The sequence below is a fragment of the Actomonas spartinae genome (assembly GCF_051209155.1).
Lineage (GTDB): Bacteria > Verrucomicrobiota > Verrucomicrobiia > Opitutales > Opitutaceae > Actomonas.
In genome coordinates this window covers 660,121-683,650 of the sequence record NZ_JBPJGB010000002.1, presented here as the reverse complement: position 1 = coordinate 683,650, position 23,530 = coordinate 660,121, and the positions used below count along the sequence as shown (strand labels likewise).

The following is a 23,530-nucleotide window of genomic DNA, read 5'->3' as shown; positions in this document are numbered from 1 at the left end:
AAGTTGGAACGGGTCAGTTCTGAGAACCGTCGGCTTCGGGCAGGAAGGGATCGGAACCGTCACGGTAACCGGGGAGTTCATCCCGTCGCAGTTTCATGCGGCGAATGGTGCGCGAGTCGAAGACCTCCTCGACCGCGGCACCATCGGCCGAAACCGTCTTGGCCGTGATGAAGATCAGGAGATTGAGGTTTTCTTCGTCCTTGGAGTCCGAACGGAAAAGACGACCGAGTCCCGGAATGTCCCCCAAGAACGGCACCTTGGTGTTGCCGTCGGTGAGGGTCTGGCGCATCAGGCCGCCGATGCCCATGGTGTAGCCGTCCTTGAGCGAGACCTGGGTCTTGCTCTTGCGGGTGGCGATGATCGGGATTTCCGCGCCGCCGGCGCCACCAAAGGTCGTGGTGCCGTTGCGACTGCTGACCTCCGGCTCGATGGAGAGTTTGATGAAGCCCTGGGCGTTCACCTGCGGGGTCACCCGCAGGATGATGCCGATCGGGCGATACTCGAAGCCGCTGACTTCAAAAGTGCCACGCTCCGCGTTATAGGTGTAACTGGGAATCGGATACTCCTCACCGATGTTGATCTGAGCCTCGGTGTTGTTGAGGGTCACGACGGTCGGGTTCGACACGAGCTTGGTCTCGTTCTGGGTCTTGAGGGCGCTGAGGATGAGGGAGAACTCGGACGCCGAGAACACTGCCGTGGTCGCGCGCTGGGTGCCGCCCTCCCCGACCAGGCTGGTGAGATTGCTGATCGCGTTGGCGATGGAGTTGGTGCTTTGCGTGCCGTTGCTGGTGGTTTCGCTGGCGGTGGAAGACGTGCCCAGGGCATTGGCCAAGGTGCTGGCACTGGTGGCGGACACCGCACCTCCGCCCGAGGTGATCGAGGAGGTGCTGGTCGAATCCGAGGAACTCGTCGAGGAGTTGAGATTGGTGTTATCGACCGAACTGGTGTTGATGGAATCGCTGTTGTTGAGCGAGTCGTTGGTGTTGGTGTTGGTGTAGGTGTTGCCACCGTTGCTGTCGTAGGTGCGTTCGATGTCGCCGACGCCGAGTCGGTATCCACTGAGCGACGACCAGTTGACGCCAATGTTCTTCACGTCGCGATTGGTGACCTCGACGAATTTGGATTCGATCATCACCTGGGCGGTGGCCTTGTCCAACTGCTCGATGATCGGGCGAATGCGGCTCAGGCGCGACGGGCGCTCGGTGATGATGAGAGCGTTGCTGCGGCTGTTGACCACAATACGACCGCCGACGCCGGTTTCCACCAGCGGTTCGATCGAACCCAGCAGGTCGCCGGCCCGGGCATAGTTGATCACAAAGACGTCGGTGGAAACGGGCTCCTGCAAGAGCGACTCCTGGCTGACCACCTTGATGATGTTGCCCTCCTCGACGAAGGTGTAGCCGACCGGACCGAGGACGACCTCAAAAATCTGGCGCCAAGTGACGTCGCGCAGTTTGATCGAGGTGTTGCCTTGAAGGGTGTCGGGGATGACGAGGTTGAGCTCAAACAGGTCGGCAACATTGCGGAGGATGTTGCGGATCTCCTCATCCGGGAAGTCGACGGAAAGGGTGTCACGGGCGCGGGCGACCGACGAGGCCGTGACATCGTCGGCAATCACGACCGCCGGTTCCGGCACGACGGGCGCCGCAGGCTCGGGCTCGGGGGCATCGGGAGCCACGGGGATCTGCGGGGCCATGGCGGCATCCTGCGTCGCGGGCTGTTCTTCGACACCAGGTTGCACGGCGTCTTGGCTCCACGCCGGAAGGCAGAGAGCAAACGCACCGAGGGAGAGGGAGATGAGTCGGGTCCTCATGGTCAGAATCAAGGTTTGATGGGACGGGTGTATTCGGCGTCACCGAGACGGAGGGTGAAAAACGAGGATTCGATGGCGCTGATCACCAAGGTGTAGCGCTTGCCCTCGTAGATGATGGGAAGTTCTCCGCCGACGCGGATTTTCTTCTGGCCAAACAACAGCAGCGGTTCGCCACCAAGCACCATGGTGCCGCTGGGCGTAAGCTCGGGCGCGATGGTCTCGAGCAGCTCGTAGTTGTTGGAAGGACCTGTGTAAACCGGAGCCGTGCCGTCGGTGCTTTCCACCGGTTGCTCCTTGGGTTTCATGAAATCGGGAAAGAAGGGATTGTTCAGCTCCTCCGCGAGGGGCCCCGCGAGTTGGCGGTTGGCGATCTCCTCCGCCAGTTCCACGGTCGCCTGACGACGGGAGGAGGGCAGCACGTCGGCGCGCTGGGCGGACAACACGCTCATGCCGCCGATGATGGCGAGGAGCCCGGCCCGGTATCCAAGGTGTCGCAATTTCATCGGTGGCCCAGGATTTGAAGGTTCAGGCTGAGGACCAACACCGGGTCGGTCGGATCGGCCTCTCCGCCGTTAGCCCCGACCCCGCGGCTCGGAGCGAGATTGGAAGAGAGAAATTTTACGTAATGCGCGCCGGTTTCGAGCCGCTGGATAAACTGCAGGAGCTGGCGGTAAGTGCCTTCAACGGCGACCGTGTAGGGCACGCCGATATACTCGGTGTTGTCCCGACCGCGTTCCGGCACCCCCTGGCGGAGATCCACCAGTTTGAGACCAAGCTCGGACTCGAGACGGTAGAAGAACTGGAGGTTGGTCGCGAGCGCCGCTGGGTTGATGGCGCGTTCGTTGATGGTCTCGACCGCGTAGTTCAACGTCGTGAGATGCTCGTCGAGCCGCGACGCGTAGCGGAGGTTGTTCTGCAAGCGCTCGCCCTGTCGCGAGCGATCGTCGAGCTCGGTTTCTAGCTCGCCCATGCGACTCGAACGAAAGTAGCCGACCACGCCCAGCACCACCGCGAGGGCGATGCTGCCGACCCCGACCGGGTGCTTTTTAACGAAATTCAAAATTGAAGAGCCGTCCATGGATACGTCCTCAGTTGGCTTGGGCCGCAAATTCCATGCGGATTTCCATGGCGAGCGAACCGGTCGCCGGGTTGCGTTGCAGGCTGGTCAGCACCGCGTCGTCGAAAATCGGGTTGAAGACCTCGTCGTTGTTCAACACCTCGACCATGCCGGAGGCGTAACCGCTCGCCTGGTCGGGCGAACCGGTCACCGTGCCGCGCAGCGTGATCGTGGTGCCTCGCCAGTCGATGGTATCGACCTTTATGTTCTCGGGCATGATCGCGCCGAGGCGGAGCAGGTAGGTCGACAGCGCCATGGGCGCTTCCAGGAATGCCGCCGCCTCCTTGAGCTTCTTTTCCTGGGCCTGAAAGGATTTGAAATCCGCCGCCGCCTTGTTGCTCGGCGCCCGATCGCGTTCGATTTGCTGCTCCCAGACGGAAACCTGACTCCGCAGGGAAAACAGTTCCACCTCCTGGTAGGCAAACAGCAGCAACACGGTGGCCGCGATCAGGATGGCCACGCCGTTGATGAAAAACGCCGTCCGGATCGGCTTCATGTCCGGAAGCTGATCCGTATCGCGAAAATCAGGGTGCCAGGCCGGCACCGCTATCTCCGCTACCTCACTCTTTTTCTTCAGTTTTGATAGCATCGTATCGGGGCAGCAGGCTCAGAACGCCAAACCAGTCGCGGGAGATTTCCACCCCCGCCGTGTCGTCGGAAAAAGTGATGTCGTGGGTCGCCAACCACGGTTTGAGGTCCATCTGCAGACTCTCCACGCCCAGCTGGGCGGCGATAACCGCCTCCAACCACATCAGCTTGGAGTCCAGGTTGAAGCAAAACACATGGCCAATCGATTGACCGGTCTGCACTTCGAAAAAGCCAATGGAGGACTGCAACTCATGCAGCAACCGTTTGATCAACGCCGGGCCCATGCCCGTGAAATCAAAGGTGTTGGAGAAGAAAAGTTTCTTGGCCGACTCCTCATCCTTGAGGCCCAGTTCCTTCTGCACCACCGGGATCATGGAATTGAGGCCGTGCGGCAGCAGGCGCGAGGCCTCGACCCCCTCGCTCGAAACAATGAACGAGTGCGCCGAATCGAGCTCCAGTTCCAGCAGCACCACCGGGGTGCGGATATCGGCGTGTCGCAGGTAATCCGACAAAGCCCCCAACACCGCCAGTGAGCCAAGCTCCAAGCGCTCCGGGTAAACGCCCTGCTCGAGCACGTGCTCCTGGGTCTCGGCGATGGCCTTTTTTAACAAACCCGTGATCACCACATTCTTCTCGATCGCCGCCGCCATGTCGTAAGCCTTGCCGTCACTCGCGTTGAGCACGGCCAGCTGATAACCTTCGGGCTCGATCCTAAACTGCGCCGCCGAGAACTCGCTCAGGTAATTCGGCTCCTTGAGCTTCTTCGGCTCGATCGTCGCCCGGCGCAAAAGCCGCTTGGCTGGCGAGACGGCACACGCCGCCTGCAACAGGCCATGCGGCGCCTTCTTCGGCAGGAAATGCTCCACGATCTGCCCCCAACCCTCTTCGTCGGATTCATCACACTCCGCCAGCTCCTCGATCACCATCGGCCCCGAAGCGGCGTTGGCACGCACCACGCGCCGAGCGTGATTCGCAAACTCGACGAACAAACCTTTCGGCTTTGAGGCAAAAAACATGCGAAGCGGGAGATTGGGTAGATAACCGGGGTCACTCCGCACTCTGGGGAGCGCGGGCGAAAGCGACGCCGGAGCCGCAAAACTCTTACTTCTACCCCCTCAAGACAAGGCTAAAGCAGGGCCTCAACGCGTCGCAAAACGGTATTTACCATCCGTTAGCAGAATCCCGCCGCGAAAAACCAAGCCCCTCTACGCGAACACCAAATCGCCCCAGACACGAAAAAAGCCCGCCACGAACTCGCGGCGAGCTGGATAGTAACTTGTAGCCAAGCGCTGGCGGCGGTCGTCCGCCGGCCAAACGCATTACCAGGAACGCTTCTTGTGGCGATTCGACTTCAAGCGCTTGCGGCGCTTGTGCTTGTTCATCTGGAGACGGCGCTTCTTTTTGAGATTACCCATGTCGTAAAAGTGGTCGGATTAAAGAAAAGAGCCGGACACCTTGCGGGTCGCCCCTCCGACTGTAAAGCGCTATTTCAAACCACGGGCACGACCACCCCGGCACTCAGAAAAACCAGCTCTCCCCGCACCGCCGCAGCCTCCATTCCGGCCAAGCGGGCCACGACCGCGACGTAGCTTTTCACCTGATCTCGATAGCGTGCCGCCCTCTCCTCCGCGGCGACGGCATCGACCATATCGGTCTTGAAGTCATAAACCGTCGCAGACTCCACGCGACCATCGGCGTCGTGGCGAATCACCACCCGGTCAAAGGAGCCACTCAGCCAAACCGAGTCCAGCACCACCTCAAAGGCCCGCTCCGTCCAAAGGTCCACTTTGCCCCCCGCCGCGGGCCGGGCAAAAACGCCGCGCACCCCAGGCTGAGCCACTGCCTCCACCAACCATTGCACCAGCGGCGCGGACCAATCCTCCTTTGCCCGCGCCGCCGCCCAGGCCGACAACTCCGCATCATCGTGCCACCATTCGAGCGTCGCCAACAGCGCATGCGCATCGGTCCCGCGCTTGGCCTTGCCGCCCGCCCGCCGCGAAAACCAGGTCGCCCCCGGCAGGACGGCATCGCCGTCCCCCGACGGTGTCCGCGCCAACAAGCGCGATCGACGCTCCGGCGCCACCCCCGCGGCCAACTCGGCGACCTTTTCCTCGATCACCTCGACCGGCTCCATTCCCCGCCACCAATCGCGATCGCCGGTGGACCACGTTTCGCCCAGCGCACCTTGCAGCAGTTTGGGCAGATTGCGCGATCGGGACCGACCGACCGGCTCCACCACCACATACAAGGCCCGCTTGGCCCGCGTGAGTGCCACATAGAGCCGGCACAGCGCCTCGTAGGCCGACTCCGCTCGCTCTGCCTGATCCAACTCCGCCAGCACCGGGTCGTTCTCCACCATGAGCTTAGCCGGCGGATCCATGATCCAGTCCACCTCCCGCTGCGCGTTCTGGTGCACCGCCAAGCCACGCCGCCGTTGATCCACACTTTGCCCCTGCAAGTCCGGCACAATGACGAGATCAAAGCCCAAGCCCTTCGCCTTGTGCACGGTCATCACGCGGACCACGCCAGGCGAATCCGCCTCGCGGAGCGTGAATGACTCCATCCATTGCAGGAAGTCCACCACGCGCCCCCCGCCGCCATCATCAAAGCGGCGCGCCGCCTCCACCACCTGCGCGGCGCGCAGTCGGCTGAACCGGTCCTCGGCCGCCAGAGCCGGTTCGATCCGTTGCACCCACGCGGCCAACATGCCGCCGTAGCCAAGTTCCTCGATCTCGGTCAGCACCCGCAGCAACCACGCGTCGTTTTCGCGCCCCCCTTCGCGCTCAATCCATTGCCCGATCGGTGTCATCGCCACGTGCCCCCAGGCCATCCCGTCACGCGGATGCGCCGCCGCGCGCACCAGGGCCAGCAGCGCGCAGGTGAACGGATTGTCAAACGCGACCTGTAGGTCGCTCTCCGCCACCGCCGCGAGTCCGCCTTCGGCCCGCAAATATTCGGCGAGCCGCGCCCCGGTGTCGTTTTTCTGCACGAGCACCGCCACCGTCAGACCGCGCGCCGCCGGATCGACCTCCCGCAGGATACGCAGGGTCTCGGCAAAACGTTCGGCTTCATCGGCCGCCTCCCGCAACTCCGCCCAGCCCTCCAACTGCGGCCGCGCACTTTCGTGATCGCGCCACTCCCGCGTCCACCGCTCGACGGTTTCAGCCGGCAGCGACTCGCGTAAAACCTCCTCCGCTCCGAAGACCCGGTTCACCAATTCGATCACCGCCGGCCCCGAGCGCCAAGAGGTCTGCAGGTGCTCCTCCACCACCGCCCCCTCCTGGCCCGCGTTATAGTGATCGAAGATCTCCCGAAACAGTCGCGCATCGCCGCCGCGCCAACCGTAGATGGCCTGCTTGACGTCGCCGACGTAGAAGAAACTGCGGTGACCTTCCGGGTCCTGCACCGCCTCGTCGATCAGCGGCTGCAAGATTTGCCACTGCTCCCGACTCGTGTCCTGAAACTCGTCCAACAACCAATGATCGTAGCGCGCATCGAGTCGCCAGTTGACCGTGGCCCGCTCCAACGAGTCCGCGCCCGTCACCAGCACCCGCAGAATGTCGCCGAAGGTGAGCTTGCCCGCCCGTCGCACCTCCCGGTCGTAAACCCGATCATACCAGCGCAAGACGGCGTGAATGCCCTGCGTGATTTCCAGGCGGCGCCCCAGCTCCGCCGCCACCACCGCGCTCACCAACCCGCGCAACGCCGCGCAGGCCTCCGGTCCGAGGGCCACCTTCACCCGGTCGATCACCAGCTCCGCCGCCCCCGCCTTCAGCTCCGGCCACGCCTCCAGCGCCTTCTTGATCACAAAGTCCATGTCGCGCCCAAAACTCGCGCCCGGCGCCCACTCCCCGACCTGCACCAGCAGCCGCTCCGAGCGCTCGCGCTGCTTCTCGGTCAGCTCCGACCACGGCCACGCCGACTGGAACGCCCCCACCGCTGTATCCAAATCCTCAACACCTTCGAGCCAGTCGCAACCGCCCGGCCAGATGCGCCGCGCATTGCCCCACACCGCCGCCGCCGGCGCCCGCAGGTAGGTCTCGCCGTGTTCATCAAGAAACGCGTCGAGGCGCCGGCCCAGGGCCTTCTCCTCCAGGCCGTAGGTCGCCCGCTTGAACGACTCGATAAAATCCGCCCGCGCCGCCTCGCCGACCCCGCCCGCCGCGAACACCGCCCCCAGCACCCGTTGTCGTTCCCGCCGCGCCTCCGCCGCCTCCAGCAGGGTGAACTCGCCGCTCAAGCCGAGCTCCAGCGGAAAGGCCTGCACCATGCGCGAGAAGAACCCGTCCAGTGTGCCCAACTGCAGTCGCGGCATGGCCTCGATCATCGCACGCAAGAGCCGCAGAAAATCACCCCGCCCCCACCCCGGCATCCCGATCTCGCCGGCCAGCCGCTTCGCCGCGGCATCGCTGTCGGCCGCGTTCGCGAGTCGATTGAGAATATCATCAAAGAACTCCCCCGCCGCCTTGCGCGTAAAAGTAAGTGCCACCACTCGCGCCGGATCGGCGCCATGCGCCAGCAAACGCACGAAACGAGTGGTCAGCGCGTAGGTTTTGCCGGCGCCGGCCGACGCCAGGATCATCACGTGATCGATCGACGCGCTCATGCCCCGCCCTCCTTGCGCGCCCCGCGTATCCAATCTTCCGCGACACTGGCCGCGATGCCGTCGTGAAACACCGTCGCCCACTCCGCCTCGCCGCGCGCCAGGTCCTCCACCGGCGGCCAGAATTCACCCGCGCCGATCGCCGCCGCCACCGCCTCCGCGCAACGCTCCGCCGCCCCCTGCAGCTCCGGCGCGTCATCGGGCCAAGCCAACAGGCCGGTTTCCCCCACCGCCTTGGGCAGATTAAAATACGCACAGGTGAGGTCCGTGCCGTATTCGGCGGCCAGCGCCCGGCGGTAGAGCGGCAACTGCAGGTCCACCCAGCGCTTGGTGCGCCCGCCGATTTCCACCTGCAGCCACTCCGGTCGCTCCGCGTCGACCTCGCGCAACGTTTCCACATGCGCCTCCAGCGGCGCCTTGGCTTTGTCCGAGGTCTTGTAATCAATCACCCGCACGCGGCCATCCGCATGCCGGTCGATGCGGTCGATTTTCCCCCGCACGGTCAACGGCCCCAGCGGCACCGCAAACTCCCACTCCACCTTCTCCGTGCGCCAGCCCGCCTGGCGCTCGGCCGCTTCGATGGTGGCCACGCGGCGCAAACGCTGGCGCGCCGACTCCAATTGAATGATCAGCGGCAGCGACGGCTCCGCGCCGAAGGTTCGTTTCGCCTCGGCTTCCAAGACGTCCAGCAACCCGTCGCGCAGGGTCGCCTCGTCGGTGCAATCGCGCAGCGCCGGCGACTCCCCCATCGCCTGCAGCGCCGCGTGCACCAGCGTGCCAAAGTCCCGCGCGTCGAGTTCACTCTTGTCGAGATCGCGCGGCTCCATGCGCAAGACCCGCTTGAGATAGAAGCGAAACGGACAGGCCAGCCAGTCGCGTAGTGCCGTGACCGATACAGTCTGCGGCGGCGCCACCCTTTCGGGGCGCAACGTCCAGGCGCGCCGCCAGGGCAGGTTGGCCGCGTTCGTTTCCAGCGGACGAAACAGCCGCCGCACCCGCGCGGGCAACGCTGCCTCGTTGCCCGCCAGCAGCAGGCGCGAGGGTCGCAGGGGCTCGCCATTGTCGGCGGTTTTGCCGACCAACACGGTGACATTTTCACCCCGTCGCGAGGCGAGCGCGACCGTGAGCAGGTAGGCGTCGCGGGCGAGTCGCTGGGCATTGCTGCGCAGGCCCAGTGCCACGCGCAGATTCTCCGGCAAAAAGGCGTCGCCCACCACCGCCTCGGGCAGCCGGCCGTCGTTGGCCCCGGCGATAACCGCGTGCCCCGCATCGGCCCACAGCAGCTCCAGCCAGCCACCCAACTCGAGCGCTTCCGGCGCCTTGGTTTCAAAGCGCGCGCCTTCACCAAACACCTGCACCGCCAGGCGCCACTGTTCGGCCCGTGACAGGCCCGCGGCCAGCGACGCGGCCCCTTCGAGTGCCGCAACGGTCTCAGCCCAGTGCGCCGCCGCGTCCGCGAAGGCGCTACCGGCAGCGATCGGGGTTTCGCCGTAGATCTCCGCCAACAAAGCCATGGCGCCCGGTCCAAACTCGCCACCGCACAATTGGTCGCGCCAGGTCGCGATGCGCCGTAGCGCCGCGGCCAGCAACGGCGACTCGCCAGCAAAGGCGAGCGCCTCGTCGAGCGTCGCCACCAGATGGTCCTCGCGCACCTGGTCCCAACGCCGCAGCAAGGCCGCCGGCCCCTCCGCGGCACCCGCCAGAACCACCGGCAACACGTCCGGATGCCGCAGCAGGGAGCCAATCACATCGTGCGAGGGGCGCTCCATCAGGGCCGCCAACTTCGTGAGCAGGCCGTGCAGACGCCCACGCCGCCAGGTCGTGCCTTCGGGATTGTAACTGGGCAGGCCCGCCTCGGCCAAAACTTGCTCGAGCGGCCCCCGCACCTCGGGGTCCACCAAAGCAACGTCGAGCCACTCGTCCGGCCGCGCGTAGCGCCGCGCGAGCTGCCCGATGTGTTCGGCCTGCGCCGCCGGATCCGCCATCAGTCGCACCTGCTGATTGAAGTCGGTCCAAGGCATTTCTCGGTCCGACCAAAACTCCGTCCTGGGCCGCCCCCAGGAATCAAACGCCGCCGCCAAATCCAATTGCGCCGGGTCGGCATAAACCAGCACCTCGACCCGACCGCCCACCGCGACCAGGCGCTGCAAATACGCCAACGCAATGCCGAGCGCATCGGGCACCCCGATCACCGCGACGCGCTCGACCCCGGCAGGCCGATTGACGGCAGCGAGCCCGGCTGACTCGACCGCACCACGTCCCGCCCATCCCTGCGATCCGAGCTCCTGCAGCCAACGCGCTTCCAGGTCGGCCAATTGCCGCCAACGCTCGCGTTCCGGATTACCCTCCGCCTCCGCCACCGCGGCAAAGCTCAGCCCCTCCTCGTTCAACTGTCCCTGCACCCGCATCAAGCGCTGCGCGAGACTCAGCGCCCAGGGAAAGTCCCGCTCCGGCGGTTCCACCGGCAACAGGGTGCGCACTCGCGCCAAGGGGACCGCCCGCAACACCCGCGCCCAGGCCAGCGTGCTTTCCAAACGGGACGCCGCCTCCGGCAAATCCGCCAACGCCGTCGGCACCTGCTCCGGCACGATGACCCGCGGCGAAAACACGGCCTGCCCCCGCGCGGCCGCCGCCACGGCGATCGCCTCGCGCAAGCGGCGGCTGGATTGCCGGGTGGGCACCACCACCAACCACGAGCGCAAATCGAGCGGACCATCGCCCGACCACCCCGCCTGCGCGACCAACCAGGCCGCCGCCGCCGCTGGCAAAGGGTGGTCCCAGGACAGGGCGCCGAGCTCGGGCCGGTTTGACGCGTGATCTGGGGCGGGATTCAGCAAGCCTCCTCGCTAGAAAAGGTCCGGCGGCGGCGCAAGGATCACGCGGCCACCACCACACAAAAAACCCCGTGGCGATGAGTCCACGGGGTCGAAAAGGTCGGCGCGGGCGCCGGAGGGGCTGCTGCTCAGCTGGCGAGCGCCTTGGAGACGTGAGACTTGGCGCGGGCCGCAGCATTGCGGTGAACCACACCCGACTTGGTCGCACGGTCCATGGCGGAAGCGTATTCCGAACCGGACTGGGCGACCGCCTCCTTGTCACCCGTGGTGACGGCGGTCATGAACTTCTTGCGAAGCGTCTTCAAGCGGGTCTTCACGCCCTTGTTGCGGGCAGTGTTGCGCTCGGTCTGGCGAGCAGCTTTGAGGGCTGATTTGGTGTTGGCCATGGCGGTTGTTAAAATTGTAAGAGGGCGAAACACTCAAACCGCCGGGGGCGAGTCAAGGGCGAATTCGAGCCGTTGCCATTCCTCCGGAAGGCCCTTCTGCCATGACCCTCCGCCAACGCCTGCTTTCTCTGATCGCCCTCCTGGTCGTCGGCTTCGGCCTGGCCGTCGGCTTCCTGCACACGGCGGAGACCCGCGAGCAGGACGAGCTCCGCGAATCCTTGCGACAGGATCAGACGGCGATCACCGACCGCCTGATCGACTTGAGCGGCAAGCCCTTGCAGCAATTCGTCGACGACTACAGTTGGTGGGACGACATGGTGGATTTTGTGCAGGCCCCCGACCCGACCTGGGCCGAGGTCAACCTGCTGGAAATGACCGATTTCTTCGATGTCGACGTCATCTGGGTGCTGGGACTGGACGGCGTCACTCGATTCCAGGTTTCCCGGGAAAACGTGCCGGAGGTTGCCATTCCCCGCGCCAGTGAAGCTTTGGCCGCGCTCTTTGCCCACCAGCGACACCCGTGGTTTTTCGCCCAAAGTCCGGTTGGTATTCTCGAAATCCGGGGCGCGCCCATCCAACCCTCCGCCACCACCGACCGCGATGACCCGGCCCACGGCTGGTTCCTGGCGGCCCGGCTCTGGCACGACGACCGGGTCGCGGAAATCGGCGCCGCTCTCGGCGCCGAGGTCACCCTCCTGCCCACCCTTGAAACACCCTCGCCCCTCGACGCGAAAGACCGCCTGCGAGTGCAACGCCGCCTCATGGACGAGCGCAATCGCTTGGTCGGCACGCTGCTCGTCGAACGCCTTTCCCCCGCCTTGGGCATCCGCGGCTCGACGGACAACAACGAGCTGACGATCTTCATCACCTTTGGGGCGATCACACTCTTGGTGCTTTCCGTCGCCCTGCACCGTTGGGTGCTCAAGCCGCTCGAAGCCATCGAACGCAGCCTCCGGGATTCAGACTCGCACAATCTCGGCAAGCTCATCACCGAACCCACCGAGTTCGGCCGTCTCGCCCGCCTGGTCGACGCCTCCAGCGCCCGCAAGCAGCAGTTGGCCGAAGAGGTGAGCCGGCGGCAGGAAATCGCCGAGGCGCTCCAGCAAAGTGAGAGCATCCTGCGCCAAACCATCGACGACCGCGTGCGCCTCGGCCGCGATCTGCACGACAGTGTCATTCAAACCCTCTACGCCTCCGGCATGGGCATCGCGTCCGCACGCAAACAGATCCCGCAACACCCGGCCGAAGCCGACCAGCGCCTCCAGACGGTGCAGGATCGCCTCAACGAAACCATCCGCGAGCTGCGCCTTTTCATCACCGGCCTGGAACCCGAGACCGCGCACCTCGCCACCTTTGAGCAGTCAATCGAGCGGCTGGTAAAATATACCTGCGAACCCAACCACCTCACCGCGACGACCACCATCGACGCCCAAGTCACCGCCCGCCTCACGCCCACCCAGCGCGCCCAACTCCTCCAGGTGATTCGCGAAACGCTCAGCAACACCGTGCGACACGCCGACGCGACCACCGTCCGGGTCGAACTCACCCAATCTGATCAGGTGGCGGTGCTTTCCATCGAGGACAACGGACGCGGGCTCCCCCATGCGGAACCCGCCAAGCTGGGCCGCGGTTTGCACAATATCCGCGACCGGATATCCTCGCTCGACGGTGAACTGAACATAAGCTCCGCTCCCGGAATTGGAACTCGCCTCGACGTTACCCTTCCCCTACAGCCCTCAACAACCGCTCCATGATGACCGCCACCCAGACCATTCGAGTTCTCCTTGTTGACGATAGCACTTTGGTGCGAGAAGGCATTCGCTCCGTGCTCCACGATCACGGCGAGGAAGCGGGCATCGAGGTCTGTGGCGAAGCCGCCAACGTCGCCGAAGCCATCTCCGCCGCGATTGAGCATCGCCCCGATGTGGTGTTGCTCGACATCCGCCTGCCCGATGGCTCCGGCTTTACCGCCTGCCGCGAGATCCTGAAGAGCCTGCCCAACACCCGCGTCCTCGTGCTGACCTCTTTCACCAGCGATGGCTTCATTTACGAAGCGATCACCAGCGGCGCCCAGGGTTACCTCATGAAGGAAATCGACCCGCTCGGTCTCGTCCGCGCGATCAAGGACATCATGGAGGGCAAATCCATCCTCTCGCCCGACATCACCGCCGGAGTCATGCGCATGATGCGCGGCGGTGGCGGCAAAGGCGAAGGCGGTGATCTCAGCATCCTTTCCAACCAAGAGCGGCGCGTCCTCGCCCTGGTGGCCGAGGGCAAGACCAACAAGCAGATCGGCGACGACCTCGGCCTCTCCGACAATACGGTGAAAAACTACCTTTGCAGCGTGTTCGACAAACTGCAGGTGCGCCGCCGCTCCCAAGCCGCTGCGCTCTACGTGCAGTCGCAGTCGAACCAGCTCTGAGTCGCGCCAAGCCGTCGCCCCCCGGGCGACCGGCCGCCCACCCGGCCCAAACCGGTCTACCAGGCACCTCCTGATCAGGCCTATCCACCTAGGGGCCTAAAACGGACCAAGTCCCTCTAACGTCCGACAGCGTCGGCGTCGTAGAATGTCGGCAGCATGACTTCCGATCTTCTCACCCGGCCCGCCCAGCCCCTGCGCCATCACGCGCGCCGGGCCTTCACCATTCTGGAGGTGACGCTGGCGACCTTCGTGATGGCGTTGGGCATTTCAACCGCGACGCTCACCTTGATGAGCGGGTTCAAGACCCTGGATGTCGCCCGCAACATCACCCTCGCCTCGCAAATTCTGCAGTCCGAGATGGAGCGCCTCCGCCTCATGGATTGGGGCGACATCGCGGCGCTCACCGGCACCAGCACGGTCGACCTGAACTCCGTCTTCACCAACGACGCCGATCTCGCCGCGCGCTTCACCCTCACCCGCACGGTTTCCGACGTCACCGGCAAGGTCGGCGAAATGAAGCAACTCGTGCTCGTCGTTTCGTGGACGACGATGGATGGCCGCACCATGACCCGCCAATTCAACACCTACTACGCCAAGGACGGTCTCTATGACTACTATTACACGATCGCCCGCTCCTAAACGTCTCGCGTCGCGAGGCATGAGCCTCGTCGAGGTGATGATCGGCGCCAGCCTCGCCGCCTTCGTGCTCGCCGGCGTCATATCCACCTTCCTCTTCCTCGGTCGTAGCGGCGCCAACATCAGCAATTACTCCGAAATGGAGACGGAAGCCCGGACCGGCTTGGAATACTTTGCCCAGGACACCCGGCAGGCCTCGGATCTGTATTGGAACTCCGCCTCCAGCGTCTCGCTCACCGTCAGCGGCGCCACGATCACCTACAGCTACAGCTCGGCCGACGAAACCTTTTCCCGCCGGGCGGGCGGCACCACCACGGTGTTGGTCGAAGGCGTTTCCGATTTCGAATTCTCCGGCTACATGATCACCGGAGCCACCGTGAACACCAGCGACCTGAGCACCGCCGCCAAACGGGAAGCGGCCAGCGACGTCACCAAACAATTGCAGGTCTACCTCAAGGCCTCGCGCTCCTCCGTCACGGTGGCCACCGCCACCAACACGGTGCTCTCCGCCCGCTACATCCTGCGCAACAAGCGCGTCACCACCTGATGAAACCGCGCCGTCAAACCTTGCCGCGCTCCCGGCGTGGCTCGCTGCTCATCGTCGCCATGCTGCTGCTCACCGCCATCGGCATCTCGCTGGTGAGCTACATGAACATCGGTCAGACCAACCTGCGCATCTCCAACCGCGCGTTCTACGCCAATGCCGCCATCAATTTGGCCGAGACCGGCCTGGAGCAGGCCATGTGGTCGATCAACAAAGCCGTCGACAGCGACCCGAATGCCTGGACCGGCTGGACCACCAACGCCAACAACGCTTGGCGCAACTTCACCGGGTTCTCGTTCGATGCCAACTCAAGCGGCAACGTGCGCGTCTACGTGCGCAACTACACGCTCGGCATCGCTCCGGTGATCGTCGCCCGCGCGACCATCACCCCCCAACAGGGCAACGCGATCGAGAAATGGGTGCGCGTTTCCCTCACCAAACGCTCCCTCTTCGCCAACGGACTCGTCGCCAAAGACACCCTGACTTTCAGCGGCGGCAACGCTTCGGTCGATTCCTACGACTCCCGCCTCGGCGTCTACGACGCGCCCCTCGGCGCCGGCCTGACCAACAAATATGCCCGCGGCAGCGCCGGCAGCGGCTCGGTGGCGGTCAACAGCTTCAGCCTCAGCAACTCCGACATCTTCGGCTATGTGTCGATCGGCACGGCCGACTACTCCGGCCTCGATGTCGGGCCCAACGGCGTCGTTTCCGGCAACTTTGCCGCGGCCGCCGGCACGATCGATTACAGCCGTGTGACCACCGATTTCACCACCAACTTCGAAGATGCCGCAGCCCCCACCACGGCCGGTTACGGCATCGGCAACATCAACAGCGCCTTCACGTTGCCGCGCGCCTTGGATCTCCCAGCCGCCGACGGAGTTTTTTACTACGACGTTTCATCGATTTCGCTGAGTGGCCCCGCCTCCCGCGTGCTGGATATCTTCCCCGGGGCCGACGTGGTCATTCGCATCACCGGCGGTGGTGGCACCGGCGTGAGCGTGAGCGGCAACGCTTCGATCCGCGTCAACGCCGGCGCGTCACTCCAGCTTTACGCCCCCAATAACGTTTCCATCGCCGGCAACGGCATCGCCAATTCCAACGATCCGGCTTCCTTCCAGTTTTGGAGCACCAAGGTCGCGGGTTCCGGCGGCACGCAGAACGTCGACATTTCCGGCAACGGCCAGCTCAGCGCCGTCGTTTACGCCCCCAATGCCGAAGTGAGCATGAACGGCGGTGGCGCCAGCGGCAGCATCTACGGCGCGGTGGTCGCAAATTCCATCACCATCAACGGCGGCAGCGAGTTTCACTACGACGAGGCGCTGTCCGACATGACGGACGGCAATCCCTTCGGCATCGCCGGTTGGAATGAACTCACCACCTCGGCGGCGCGCAGCGCCTATTCGGGCTTCTTGAGCTTCTAAGCGAAGCCAAACACCCCGCAGGGGGGCCAACTCATACCCCCACCCCTCCCCAATGGACGTAGATCAAGTAGGTCCGTTTCGACTTATGTCGATTACTTAGCGCCATTTACGTAAAATCTTAGTTTGCCGGAAGACCCTGGGGTTTTTCACCTAATCACATGCGCCCACGACTCGACTCGCGCTGCCGGAAAAGCACTTCCCTCTGGGGGAAGGGTCGTCGCGCGTTCACAGTCCTCGAGGTGCTCATGGCCTCGAGCGTGCTGAGCATGGCGCTCTCGTCCGCCGTCATCGTGCTCCAATCCGGCTTTCGCAGTCTGGACACCGCGCGTCTGAGCACGGCGGCCTCGCAGATGATTCAGAGCGAAATGGAGCGCATCCGCCTGCTCAATTGGGACTCCGTCAGCGCGCTGCCGAGTTCTGAGGTCGTTGACATGTCCTCCATCCACTCGGCCGAGACAATCGAAGGCGACCGCATCACCCTCACCCGCACCGTCAGCAACGTGCCCGGCTTCGGCAACGAGATCAAAGAGATCTCCGTCACCGCCAACTGGAGCGCCATCGATGGCCACCCGGTGACCCGCGTCTTCCGCATGCGTTACGCCCGCAACGGTCTTTTCGACTACTACTACAACCATGCGCAAACCTAAGCAGCTCACCTCGACCGCGGGATTTACCCTCACCGAGCTCCTCGTGGCCTCGGGCGTTTCGGTTTTTGTCTTCGCCGGCATCATCAGCACCTTTCTGTTTCTGAGCCGCACAGGCGTCGGTCTCGGCCAATACAACGAGATGGAGGCGCAAGCCCGCACCACCTACCAGCTCTTTGGCGAGGATTGCCGCACCGCCACCGACGCCGACTGGACCGATGCCAGCACGCTCGTGCTCACCGTCGCCGGCCAACCGATCACCTACCAATTCGACACCTCCTCCCGCGAATTCATTCGTAGTGCCGCCGGCACCTCGCGGGTGATCGCCGACGAAATCACCGCGTTCTCTTTCCAGGCTTTTGACATCAACACCAACGCCTTGGATGTGGCCACCACGCCGACGGCGGTGGGCGGTCCGGCCAAGATGATTCAGGTCACCCTCGACCTGTCCCGTCAGGAAGTCACCACCACGCGGGCCACCCAACGCTTGATCTCCGCGCGCTTCGTGCTCCGCAACAAGAAGGTCAGTTGAACATGCCGTGCCTCCCGCCGCAGCGCCTGAGCTCCAGCCGGGACCCGCAACATGGCGGCATCCTGATCACCGCACTCATCTTCGTGGCGCTGATCGGAATCTCTCTGGTGAGCTACCTCACGTTGAGCCGCACGACCTCTGAGATTTCGCATCGGTCCATCTACTTCACCGCCGCCCACGACCTCGCCGAGACCGGGCTGGAGCACGGCCTCTGGGCCCTCAACCAGACCAATCAAGGCAGCGCCTCCGCCTGGGCCGGTTGGACGATCAACGGCAACACCGCCGTCCGCAAATTCACCGGCTTCGACTACGCCAACGACGTCACCGGCGTCGCCTACGTGATGGTGGAGAACCACACCAGCAACGCGCCCACCGTGATCGCTCGCGGCGTCGTGTCGGCCCCCAGTGGCTTCGCCACCGAGAAATGGCTGAAGATCACCACCGCTGCCCGCAGCGTCTTTGCCTACGGCCTGCTCGCCCGCAATAACATCACGATGAGCGGTGGTTCCTGGATGGACAGTTGGATCTCCGACCCCGACAACAACGACACCACCCCGGCCCAAACCTGGTCGACGGGCGTTTCCCGCCAGAATGCCCGCCTCGCCAGCGCCTCGGCCTCCACCCCGTCGATCAACATCGGCAGCGCCGACATTTACGGCACCGTTTCGGTGGGCGCCGCCACCGCCGCCGGTCTCGCGATGGACTGGGGCGGCCAAGTTGGCCCGAAGGGCATGCCCATCTCCGGCTCGTGGAACGTCGCCGCCGGCGCCCTCAGCACCGACTTTTCAGCCACCTTTGAAGAAGTCACCGTCCCCACCGGCGCCACCGTCACCGCCTCCTATCGTTTGCCGCGCAACCTCACCGTGGCGCCGTGGTATTTGGATGTCGAAACCATCGGCACCCCGGGAGCGACCACCATCCTGCAAATGGACCAGATGTTCCTCGACGGAGCGGCCGTTCTGAACATCGCCGGTGACGTTACGCTCATCTTCCCGCCCGATAGTATCACCACGCTGCGCGTCGAAGGTTCCGCACAAATCAAACTCCTGCCTGGCGCCACCCTTACGGTCTACACCCCCGGGGACATCTACATCGCCGGCGCCGGCGTGATCAATGGCAGCGCCCCCAAGAAGTTTCAGATCTGGAGCCCGCGCACGACCACCGGGCAAAGCATCTGGCTGGAAGGCAGCGCCGCCCTCTATGGCATCATTTACGCGCCCTACGCCAACCTGACCCTGCCCGGCAGCACCGACTTCGGTGGCTCCGCCGTGGTGAACAACGCGATCCTTTCGGGTAGCGGCGCCTACCATTTCGACGAGTCACTGCTCAACTACAGCGCCGGCGGTTCCCTGCGCATTTCCAACTACGACGAGGTGTCGGCCGCCGCCGACCGCGCGCCTTACCTGCCCTACTTGTCGTTCTAAACGACCGCAGCGTCGGCGAATAACTTGGTTCCGGGGCCGATAAGCCGGATTCTGTTCCACGCCCGAGGGCGTTTTGATCGTCATTTATCTCAGAACCCTCCGTCACCAGAGGGTCCTGTCCGCCGAAGCTTGCCGCCGAGGCGGCGAGCGTCGGTGGATGCGACATACCCGCGACTGAAGACCGGGCCGGTCAGTCGCCTATTTTGCCTTGCACCGGACGGGGTTTATCGTGCCGCCCGCATCGCTGCGAAACGCGGTGGGCTCTTACCCCACCTTTTCACCCTTACCCGACGGCGAACCGACGGGCGGTCTGTTCTCTGTGACACTGGCCGTCGACGTGCCTTGACGCACGCCTCCCGTGCTTGCGGTGAAGCTCGCACGGCATCCTGCCCTGTGGTGTCCGGACTTTCCTCTCCGGGAGTTGTCTTATCGGGCGCAGCGGTGAACTGCGCCTTGGGATGTAAAGAACCCCGGAGCGACGATCTGGCCCCGGAACCAAGCCGAGCACGTTCGCCACTCCGCGAGTCCGATGCAAGCCGCGCGTTGGCCCCAGATCAGGCCGATTCGAACCAGACGATGCGCCCGCACTGGTCACACTTCGCGAGCTCCTCGCCTTTGCGCGCCAGCGAATCGACTTCGCCCGAAACCTTCAGGTGGCAACCGCCGCACTTGCCGCCATTGATCGCCACGCACACCGGAAACTGACGCTCGGCGATGCGATCAAACTCGCGCTGCGTGCGCTCGTCCAAGGGCTCCCGTGCCGCCGCCACCGCGAGCTCCACTTCGGCCAGTTCGGCCTTCAGGCTGGCTTCGCGCTGCGCGAGCGTGGCGAGCTTGTCCTCGTGGCCGGAAATGTTCTGCTTCAGCTCCGCCTCCGCCGCCGCAAAGCGCTCCTTCGCCGCGTCGATCGCATACATGATCTCCAACTCGTCGCCTTCCAGGCCACTGATCTTGGCCTCCATCGATTCGATCTCATGCCCGAGGGCCTGATACTCGTCGTTCTTCTTCACCAGCGACTGCTGCGTCTTGTATTTGGCCAACTTGTCCTCGGCCGCGCCGATCTCGGTCTCGAGCAACTTCTTTTTCGCCTCCAGGTCCCGCCATTCCCCCTTGGCCGTTTCAATGGCGGCCTGCTCCGCGTCGATCTTCGCCTGCACCCGCGCCACGTCTCCCGGCACCGCCCCGATTTGCTGGACCAAGCCACGGCGAGCTTGTTCGCGATCTTGCAGGACGAGGAGAGGTTCGATGGCCGGATGTCGCATGAAGGAAAATGAGGAGAAGCCGTGAGATGGAAAGCTGCTGGCCGGTGGATCAGTTTGGGATTTGGGATTTCACCAATTGGGATTTCGCGCGTCGCGCGCTCTAGATGTAATACATTTCGTCGGTGCTGCGATTGACCATCTGGTCGAGCGTGCAGGCCCGGCACTTGGCCTCGAGCGTGTCGCGCACCTCCCGCCACACCCCATCCACCTGCGCGCCACTGAAGCCTTCACCGGAGGCATTGAGCTCCAGCACCTCGCCCTCGATCAAGCGCACGATGTCATAAAGCGTCACGGACTCCGGTGCCCGGGCCAGCGCATAGCCGCCCTGCTTGCCGCGCTTGCTGATGATCAGGCCGCCGTTGCGGAGCTCGCTGAGAATTTGGACGAGGTAATTGGCCGGCACCGCCTCGGCCTTCGCCAAGTCCTCAATATGGGCCAACTCGTCTGTGCCAAAGGTTCGCGCCATCTGCGCCAGCACCCGACACGCGTAGTCTACTTTGACCGATAGCTTCACTGGAACGCGGACGCTACCGCCCAATCTTTAGTCGGCAACCTAAAATACCGCAAAACATGCCATTCACCTGCACCTGGCCGACAAAATTTCGGTTGTGAGACCCCACAATTTCCGCTGCGATTTTACCTTTGATTCTCGTCCCATTCCCTCATCTGCATGTCCGACCCTACTGACCCGGTTCCTCCTCCCGAAAATCCCGCTATTTCAGGCACCTACGACGCCTCCAAACTCGGCAAGCTCGAGGGCCTGGAAGCCGTCCGCAAAAAGCCGGGCATGTATATCGGTGGCACCGATGAGCGGGCGCTCCATCACTGCGTTTCGGAGGTGCTCGACAACTCCGTCGATGAACACCTCGCCGGCCACTGCAAAAAGATCGACGTCGCCATCCATGTCGACGGTTCGATCTCCATTCGCGACGACGGCCGTGGCATCCCGGTCGACATCCATCCGCAATACGGCATCCCCGGCGTCGAGATGGTGCTCACCACTCTGCACTCCGGCGGCAAATACGGCCAGGGCGGCTACAAGTTCTCCGGCGGCACCCACGGCGTCGGCGCCAAGTGCGTGAACGCCGTCTCCGAGTGGTTCGAGGTCGAGGTCTCCCGCAACGGCCAGGTGCACCACATGAAGTTCGAGCGCGGCAAGACCGTGAAGCCCCTCAACGTCATCGGCAAAGCCCGCAGCACCGGCACCTACATCACCTTCAAGCCCGACCCCGAGATCTTCAAGGAGACCACCACCTTCGTCGGCGACCGCATCGCCCAGCGTCTCCGCGAGTTGGCCTTCCTCAACAGCGGCCTCGAGATCACCTTCGTCGACGAGCGCCCCGCCACGCCGAAGCCGGTCCACTTCCTTTACAAGGACGGCGTGAAGGAGTTCGTCCGCCAGCTCAACGAGGGCAAACAGGTCCTTCACCCCGACCCGGTCCGCATCGCCAAGCAGGTTGAGCTGCTCATCGACGAGAAGCCCAACGAGATCCACCTCGAAGTCGTCCTCCAATACAACGACTCCTTCAACGACCAGGTGCTCTGTTACACCAACACCGTCCACAACCCCGACGGCGGCACCCACCTCTCCGGTTTCCGTTCCTCGCTGACCCGCGCGATCAACCAGTTCTCCCGCGCCAACAAGCTGCTCAAGGACAAGGACCCGCAGATCACCGGCGACGACGTGCGCGAGGGCCTCGCCGCGGTCGTTTCGATCAAGCACTCCGACCCCAAGTTCGAGTCGCAGACCAAGGTCAAACTCCTCTCCCCCGAGGTCGAGTCCACCGTCGGCTCCGCCTCCTACGAGGGGCTCATGCAGTATTTCGAGACCAATCCCAACGTCGCCAAGCGCCTCGTCGACAAAGCCCTCAACGCCGCCCGCGCCCGTGAGGCCGCCCGCAAGGCCCGCGAGACGATCCGCAAGGGCGCCCTCTCCTCCGGGGGCTTGCCCGGCAAACTCGCCGACTGCTCCGAGCGCGACCCGTCCGTCGCCGAGCTCTACATCGTCGAGGGCGACTCCGCCGGCGGCTCCGCCAAGCAGGGCCGCGACCGTCGTTACCAGGCCATCCTCCCGCTGCGCGGCAAACTCATCAATTCCGAGAAGGCCCGCCTCGACAAGGTGCTCTCCAACGAGGAAATCCGCACCCTCATCACCGCCATCGGCACCGGCATCGGCCACGCCGACGACGCCGGCGGCTTCAACGTCGATAAGGCCCGTTACCACCGCATCATCGTGATGACGGACGCCGACGTCGACGGCTCCCATATCCGCACCCTGTTGCTCACCTTCCTCTACCGCCAGATGAAGGGGCTCATCGAACGCGGTTACGTCTACATCGCCCAGCCGCCGCTCTACAAAATCAAGCGCAAGCGCCGCGAGCAATACGTCGACAACGACGAACAGCTCAACCGCATCCTGCTCGAGCTCGGTTCGGAGGACGTCACCCTCACCCGCATCAAGGACAACCACCTCTTCGCCGCCGAGCAGATCGACCGCATCGTCGAAAACCTCGCCGCCCTCGAAAAGCTCGGCACCGGCGTCACCCGTTACGGCGCCTCCCTCAACGAGTATCTGGATTGCCAGAACCCCGAAACCCTCGCCCTGCCGCGCTACATCGCCCGCATCCGCGAAGGCAACAAGGAGAGCCACGAGTTCCTCCGCGACGAAATCGCCCGCGCCGAGTTCAACCGCAACATGGGCCTCGACGCCGACCTTGAGGAAGAGCCCCTCGGCGCCGAAGGCGAGACCGAGCCTGGTCCGGTCTCCGCCCATATCACCGCCACCGGCCTCTCCGGCAAGGATGGCGCCCTCACTCGCCGCATCACCCTGCACGAGATCTTCGAGTCCACCGAGATGACGAAGCTCCTCCAGGCTATCCGCGCCTCCGGCCTCGAGATCAACCGCTTCTCGCCCACCGAGGAGCCGCGTTACCTCGTCACCGAAAACGCCGGTCAAAAGAACGAGACCGTCGCCGAACTTCACGCCCCGCTCGAGGTGCTCAACCACATCCGCCTCCTCGGCCGCAAGGGCCTCTCCATCCAGCGTTACAAGGGTCTCGGGGAAATGAATCCCAAGCAGCTCTTCGAGACGACGATGGACCCCGACAAGCGCCGCCTGCTCAAGGTGAACATCGCCGACGCCGCCAAGGCCGACGCCCTCTTCACCCTGCTGATGGGCGACGAAGTCCCGCCGCGCCGCCAATTCATCGAAGACAACGCCCTCAACGTCTCCTACCTCGACGTTTGAGCAACACCCAACCCCTTTCGCACCCTTTGCGCCTCACCGCGTCTTCGCGCTAGCCAA

20 protein-coding genes and 1 other RNA gene are annotated in these 23,530 nt (G+C 64.2%); 9 read left to right on the top strand and 12 right to left on the bottom strand.

Features of this window, described 5'->3' with window-relative positions; genetic code table 11:
- Positions 1–13: 13 nt before the first annotated feature.
- From AC0MRV_RS10730 to rpsT, 9 genes are all read right to left on the bottom strand, one after another.
- Positions 14–1,813, bottom strand: coding sequence for a type II secretion system protein GspD (locus AC0MRV_RS10730; RefSeq protein ID WP_472764463.1), 1,800 nt, complete (start codon positions 1,811–1,813; stop codon positions 14–16).
- A gap of 8 nt (positions 1,814–1,821) precedes the next feature.
- Positions 1,822–2,316 carry a hypothetical protein gene (locus AC0MRV_RS10725; RefSeq protein ID WP_472764462.1) on the bottom strand — a complete coding sequence of 165 codons (495 nt, stop codon included), beginning with the start codon at positions 2,314–2,316 and terminating at the stop codon, positions 1,822–1,824.
- Complete coding sequence (locus tag AC0MRV_RS10720) at positions 2,313–2,891, bottom strand: hypothetical protein (RefSeq protein WP_472764461.1); 579 nt, start codon at positions 2,889–2,891, stop codon at positions 2,313–2,315. The genes AC0MRV_RS10725 and AC0MRV_RS10720 overlap by 4 nt, the downstream gene beginning before the upstream one ends.
- Before the next feature lie 10 nt (positions 2,892–2,901).
- Positions 2,902–3,426: a hypothetical protein gene (locus AC0MRV_RS10715; protein WP_472764460.1), complete on the bottom strand. Its 525-nt coding sequence runs from the start codon at positions 3,424–3,426 to the stop codon at positions 2,902–2,904.
- Between the two features lie 64 nt (positions 3,427–3,490).
- Positions 3,491–4,534 carry a hypothetical protein gene (locus tag AC0MRV_RS10710; RefSeq protein WP_472764459.1) on the bottom strand — a complete coding sequence of 348 codons (1,044 nt, stop codon included), beginning with the start codon at positions 4,532–4,534 and terminating at the stop codon, positions 3,491–3,493.
- A gap of 303 nt (positions 4,535–4,837) precedes the next feature.
- Positions 4,838–4,933 (bottom strand): AURKAIP1/COX24 domain-containing protein, encoded by a 96-nt coding sequence (locus AC0MRV_RS10705; protein WP_221030630.1) that lies wholly within the window; start codon positions 4,931–4,933, stop codon positions 4,838–4,840.
- A 74-nt stretch (positions 4,934–5,007) separates the two neighbouring features.
- On the bottom strand, positions 5,008–8,124 hold the full coding sequence (locus tag AC0MRV_RS10700) for a UvrD-helicase domain-containing protein (RefSeq protein WP_472764458.1): 3,117 nt from the start codon (positions 8,122–8,124) through the stop codon (positions 5,008–5,010).
- Entirely contained in the window at positions 8,121–10,958 is a 2,838-nt protein-coding gene (locus AC0MRV_RS10695) for a PD-(D/E)XK nuclease family protein (RefSeq protein ID WP_472764457.1), read from the bottom strand. Before AC0MRV_RS10695 ends, AC0MRV_RS10700 begins: the two co-directional genes overlap by 4 nt.
- Positions 10,959–11,083: 125 nt before the next feature.
- Positions 11,084–11,341 (bottom strand): 30S ribosomal protein S20, encoded by a 258-nt coding sequence (gene rpsT, locus AC0MRV_RS10690; RefSeq protein WP_472764456.1) that lies wholly within the window; start codon positions 11,339–11,341, stop codon positions 11,084–11,086.
- 101 nt (positions 11,342–11,442) lie between these two features.
- Here rpsT and AC0MRV_RS10685 point away from each other — a divergent pair, with 101 nt between their 5' ends.
- The 8 genes from AC0MRV_RS10685 (at position 11,443) to AC0MRV_RS10650 (ending at position 18,964) form a co-directional block, all read left to right on the top strand.
- On the top strand, positions 11,443–13,095 hold the full coding sequence (locus AC0MRV_RS10685; RefSeq protein WP_472764455.1) for a sensor histidine kinase: 1,653 nt from the start codon (positions 11,443–11,445) through the stop codon (positions 13,093–13,095).
- A complete protein-coding gene (locus tag AC0MRV_RS10680; RefSeq protein WP_472764454.1) occupies positions 13,092–13,763 on the top strand; it encodes a response regulator transcription factor in 672 nt (223 codons plus the stop codon). The genes AC0MRV_RS10685 and AC0MRV_RS10680 overlap by 4 nt, the downstream gene beginning before the upstream one ends.
- 156 nt (positions 13,764–13,919) lie before the next feature.
- The gene (locus AC0MRV_RS10675; RefSeq protein WP_472764453.1) at positions 13,920–14,402 is read left to right on the top strand and encodes a hypothetical protein; all 483 of its coding nucleotides are present in this window, start codon (positions 13,920–13,922) and stop codon (positions 14,400–14,402) included.
- A 19-nt stretch (positions 14,403–14,421) separates the two neighbouring features.
- Positions 14,422–14,946: a PilW family protein gene (locus AC0MRV_RS10670; RefSeq protein WP_472764452.1), complete on the top strand. Its 525-nt coding sequence runs from the start codon at positions 14,422–14,424 to the stop codon at positions 14,944–14,946.
- Positions 14,946–16,364, top strand: coding sequence for a pilus assembly PilX family protein (locus AC0MRV_RS10665; protein WP_472764451.1), 1,419 nt, complete (start codon positions 14,946–14,948; stop codon positions 16,362–16,364). Before AC0MRV_RS10670 ends, AC0MRV_RS10665 begins: the two co-directional genes overlap by 1 nt.
- A 158-nt stretch (positions 16,365–16,522) precedes the next feature.
- The gene (locus AC0MRV_RS10660; RefSeq protein ID WP_472764450.1) at positions 16,523–17,011 is read left to right on the top strand and encodes a type IV pilus modification PilV family protein; all 489 of its coding nucleotides are present in this window, start codon (positions 16,523–16,525) and stop codon (positions 17,009–17,011) included.
- A complete protein-coding gene (locus tag AC0MRV_RS10655; protein ID WP_472764449.1) occupies positions 16,998–17,540 on the top strand; it encodes a PulJ/GspJ family protein in 543 nt (180 codons plus the stop codon). The genes AC0MRV_RS10660 and AC0MRV_RS10655 overlap by 14 nt, the downstream gene beginning before the upstream one ends.
- A 2-nt stretch (positions 17,541–17,542) precedes the next feature.
- Positions 17,543–18,964 carry a DUF7305 domain-containing protein gene (locus tag AC0MRV_RS10650; protein ID WP_472764448.1) on the top strand — a complete coding sequence of 474 codons (1,422 nt, stop codon included), beginning with the start codon at positions 17,543–17,545 and terminating at the stop codon, positions 18,962–18,964.
- A 24-nt stretch (positions 18,965–18,988) separates the two neighbouring features.
- On the opposite strand, the gene rnpB is transcribed toward AC0MRV_RS10650, so the two are convergent.
- The 3 genes from rnpB to AC0MRV_RS10635 form a co-directional block, all read right to left on the bottom strand.
- Positions 18,989–19,423, bottom strand: an RNA gene (gene rnpB / locus AC0MRV_RS10645) — RNase P RNA component class A.
- Positions 19,424–19,518: 95 nt separating this feature from the next.
- A complete protein-coding gene (locus tag AC0MRV_RS10640) occupies positions 19,519–20,226 on the bottom strand; it encodes a zinc ribbon domain-containing protein (protein WP_472764447.1) in 708 nt (235 codons plus the stop codon).
- A gap of 100 nt (positions 20,227–20,326) precedes the next feature.
- Positions 20,327–20,740 (bottom strand): RrF2 family transcriptional regulator, encoded by a 414-nt coding sequence (locus AC0MRV_RS10635; protein WP_472764446.1) that lies wholly within the window; start codon positions 20,738–20,740, stop codon positions 20,327–20,329.
- A 156-nt stretch (positions 20,741–20,896) separates the two neighbouring features.
- Here AC0MRV_RS10635 and gyrB point away from each other — a divergent pair, with 156 nt between their 5' ends.
- Positions 20,897–23,473 (top strand): DNA topoisomerase (ATP-hydrolyzing) subunit B, encoded by a 2,577-nt coding sequence (gyrB, locus tag AC0MRV_RS10630; RefSeq protein ID WP_472764445.1) that lies wholly within the window; start codon positions 20,897–20,899, stop codon positions 23,471–23,473.
- The last annotated feature ends 57 nt before the right edge of the window (positions 23,474–23,530 follow it).

What these genes read in the sequence shown, in the direction of transcription:
- AC0MRV_RS10730 (WP_472764463.1), bottom strand. Translation starts at nt 1,813, where the DNA reads ATGAGGACCCGACTCATCTCCCTCTCCCTCGGTGCGTTTGCTCTCTGC.
- AC0MRV_RS10725 (WP_472764462.1), bottom strand. Translation starts at nt 2,316, where the DNA reads ATGAAATTGCGACACCTTGGATACCGGGCCGGGCTCCTCGCCATCATC.
- AC0MRV_RS10720 (WP_472764461.1), bottom strand. Translation starts at nt 2,891, where the DNA reads ATGGACGGCTCTTCAATTTTGAATTTCGTTAAAAAGCACCCGGTCGGG.
- AC0MRV_RS10715 (WP_472764460.1), bottom strand. Translation starts at nt 3,426, where the DNA reads ATGAAGCCGATCCGGACGGCGTTTTTCATCAACGGCGTGGCCATCCTG.
- AC0MRV_RS10710 (WP_472764459.1), bottom strand. Translation starts at nt 4,534, where the DNA reads ATGTTTTTTGCCTCAAAGCCGAAAGGTTTGTTCGTCGAGTTTGCGAAT.
- AC0MRV_RS10705 (WP_221030630.1), bottom strand. Translation starts at nt 4,933, where the DNA reads ATGGGTAATCTCAAAAAGAAGCGCCGTCTCCAGATGAACAAGCACAAG.
- AC0MRV_RS10700 (WP_472764458.1), bottom strand. Translation starts at nt 8,124, where the DNA reads ATGAGCGCGTCGATCGATCACGTGATGATCCTGGCGTCGGCCGGCGCC.
- rpsT (WP_472764456.1), bottom strand. Translation starts at nt 11,341, where the DNA reads ATGGCCAACACCAAATCAGCCCTCAAAGCTGCTCGCCAGACCGAGCGC.
- AC0MRV_RS10685 (WP_472764455.1), top strand. Translation starts at nt 11,443, where the DNA reads ATGACCCTCCGCCAACGCCTGCTTTCTCTGATCGCCCTCCTGGTCGTC.
- AC0MRV_RS10680 (WP_472764454.1), top strand. Translation starts at nt 13,092, where the DNA reads ATGATGACCGCCACCCAGACCATTCGAGTTCTCCTTGTTGACGATAGC.
- AC0MRV_RS10675 (WP_472764453.1), top strand. Translation starts at nt 13,920, where the DNA reads ATGACTTCCGATCTTCTCACCCGGCCCGCCCAGCCCCTGCGCCATCAC.
- AC0MRV_RS10670 (WP_472764452.1), top strand. Translation starts at nt 14,422, where the DNA reads ATGAGCCTCGTCGAGGTGATGATCGGCGCCAGCCTCGCCGCCTTCGTG.
- AC0MRV_RS10665 (WP_472764451.1), top strand. Translation starts at nt 14,946, where the DNA reads ATGAAACCGCGCCGTCAAACCTTGCCGCGCTCCCGGCGTGGCTCGCTG.
- AC0MRV_RS10660 (WP_472764450.1), top strand. Translation starts at nt 16,523, where the DNA reads ATGCGCCCACGACTCGACTCGCGCTGCCGGAAAAGCACTTCCCTCTGG.
- AC0MRV_RS10655 (WP_472764449.1), top strand. Translation starts at nt 16,998, where the DNA reads ATGCGCAAACCTAAGCAGCTCACCTCGACCGCGGGATTTACCCTCACC.
- AC0MRV_RS10650 (WP_472764448.1), top strand. Translation starts at nt 17,543, where the DNA reads ATGCCGTGCCTCCCGCCGCAGCGCCTGAGCTCCAGCCGGGACCCGCAA.
- AC0MRV_RS10640 (WP_472764447.1), bottom strand. Translation starts at nt 20,226, where the DNA reads ATGCGACATCCGGCCATCGAACCTCTCCTCGTCCTGCAAGATCGCGAA.
- gyrB (WP_472764445.1), top strand. Translation starts at nt 20,897, where the DNA reads ATGTCCGACCCTACTGACCCGGTTCCTCCTCCCGAAAATCCCGCTATT.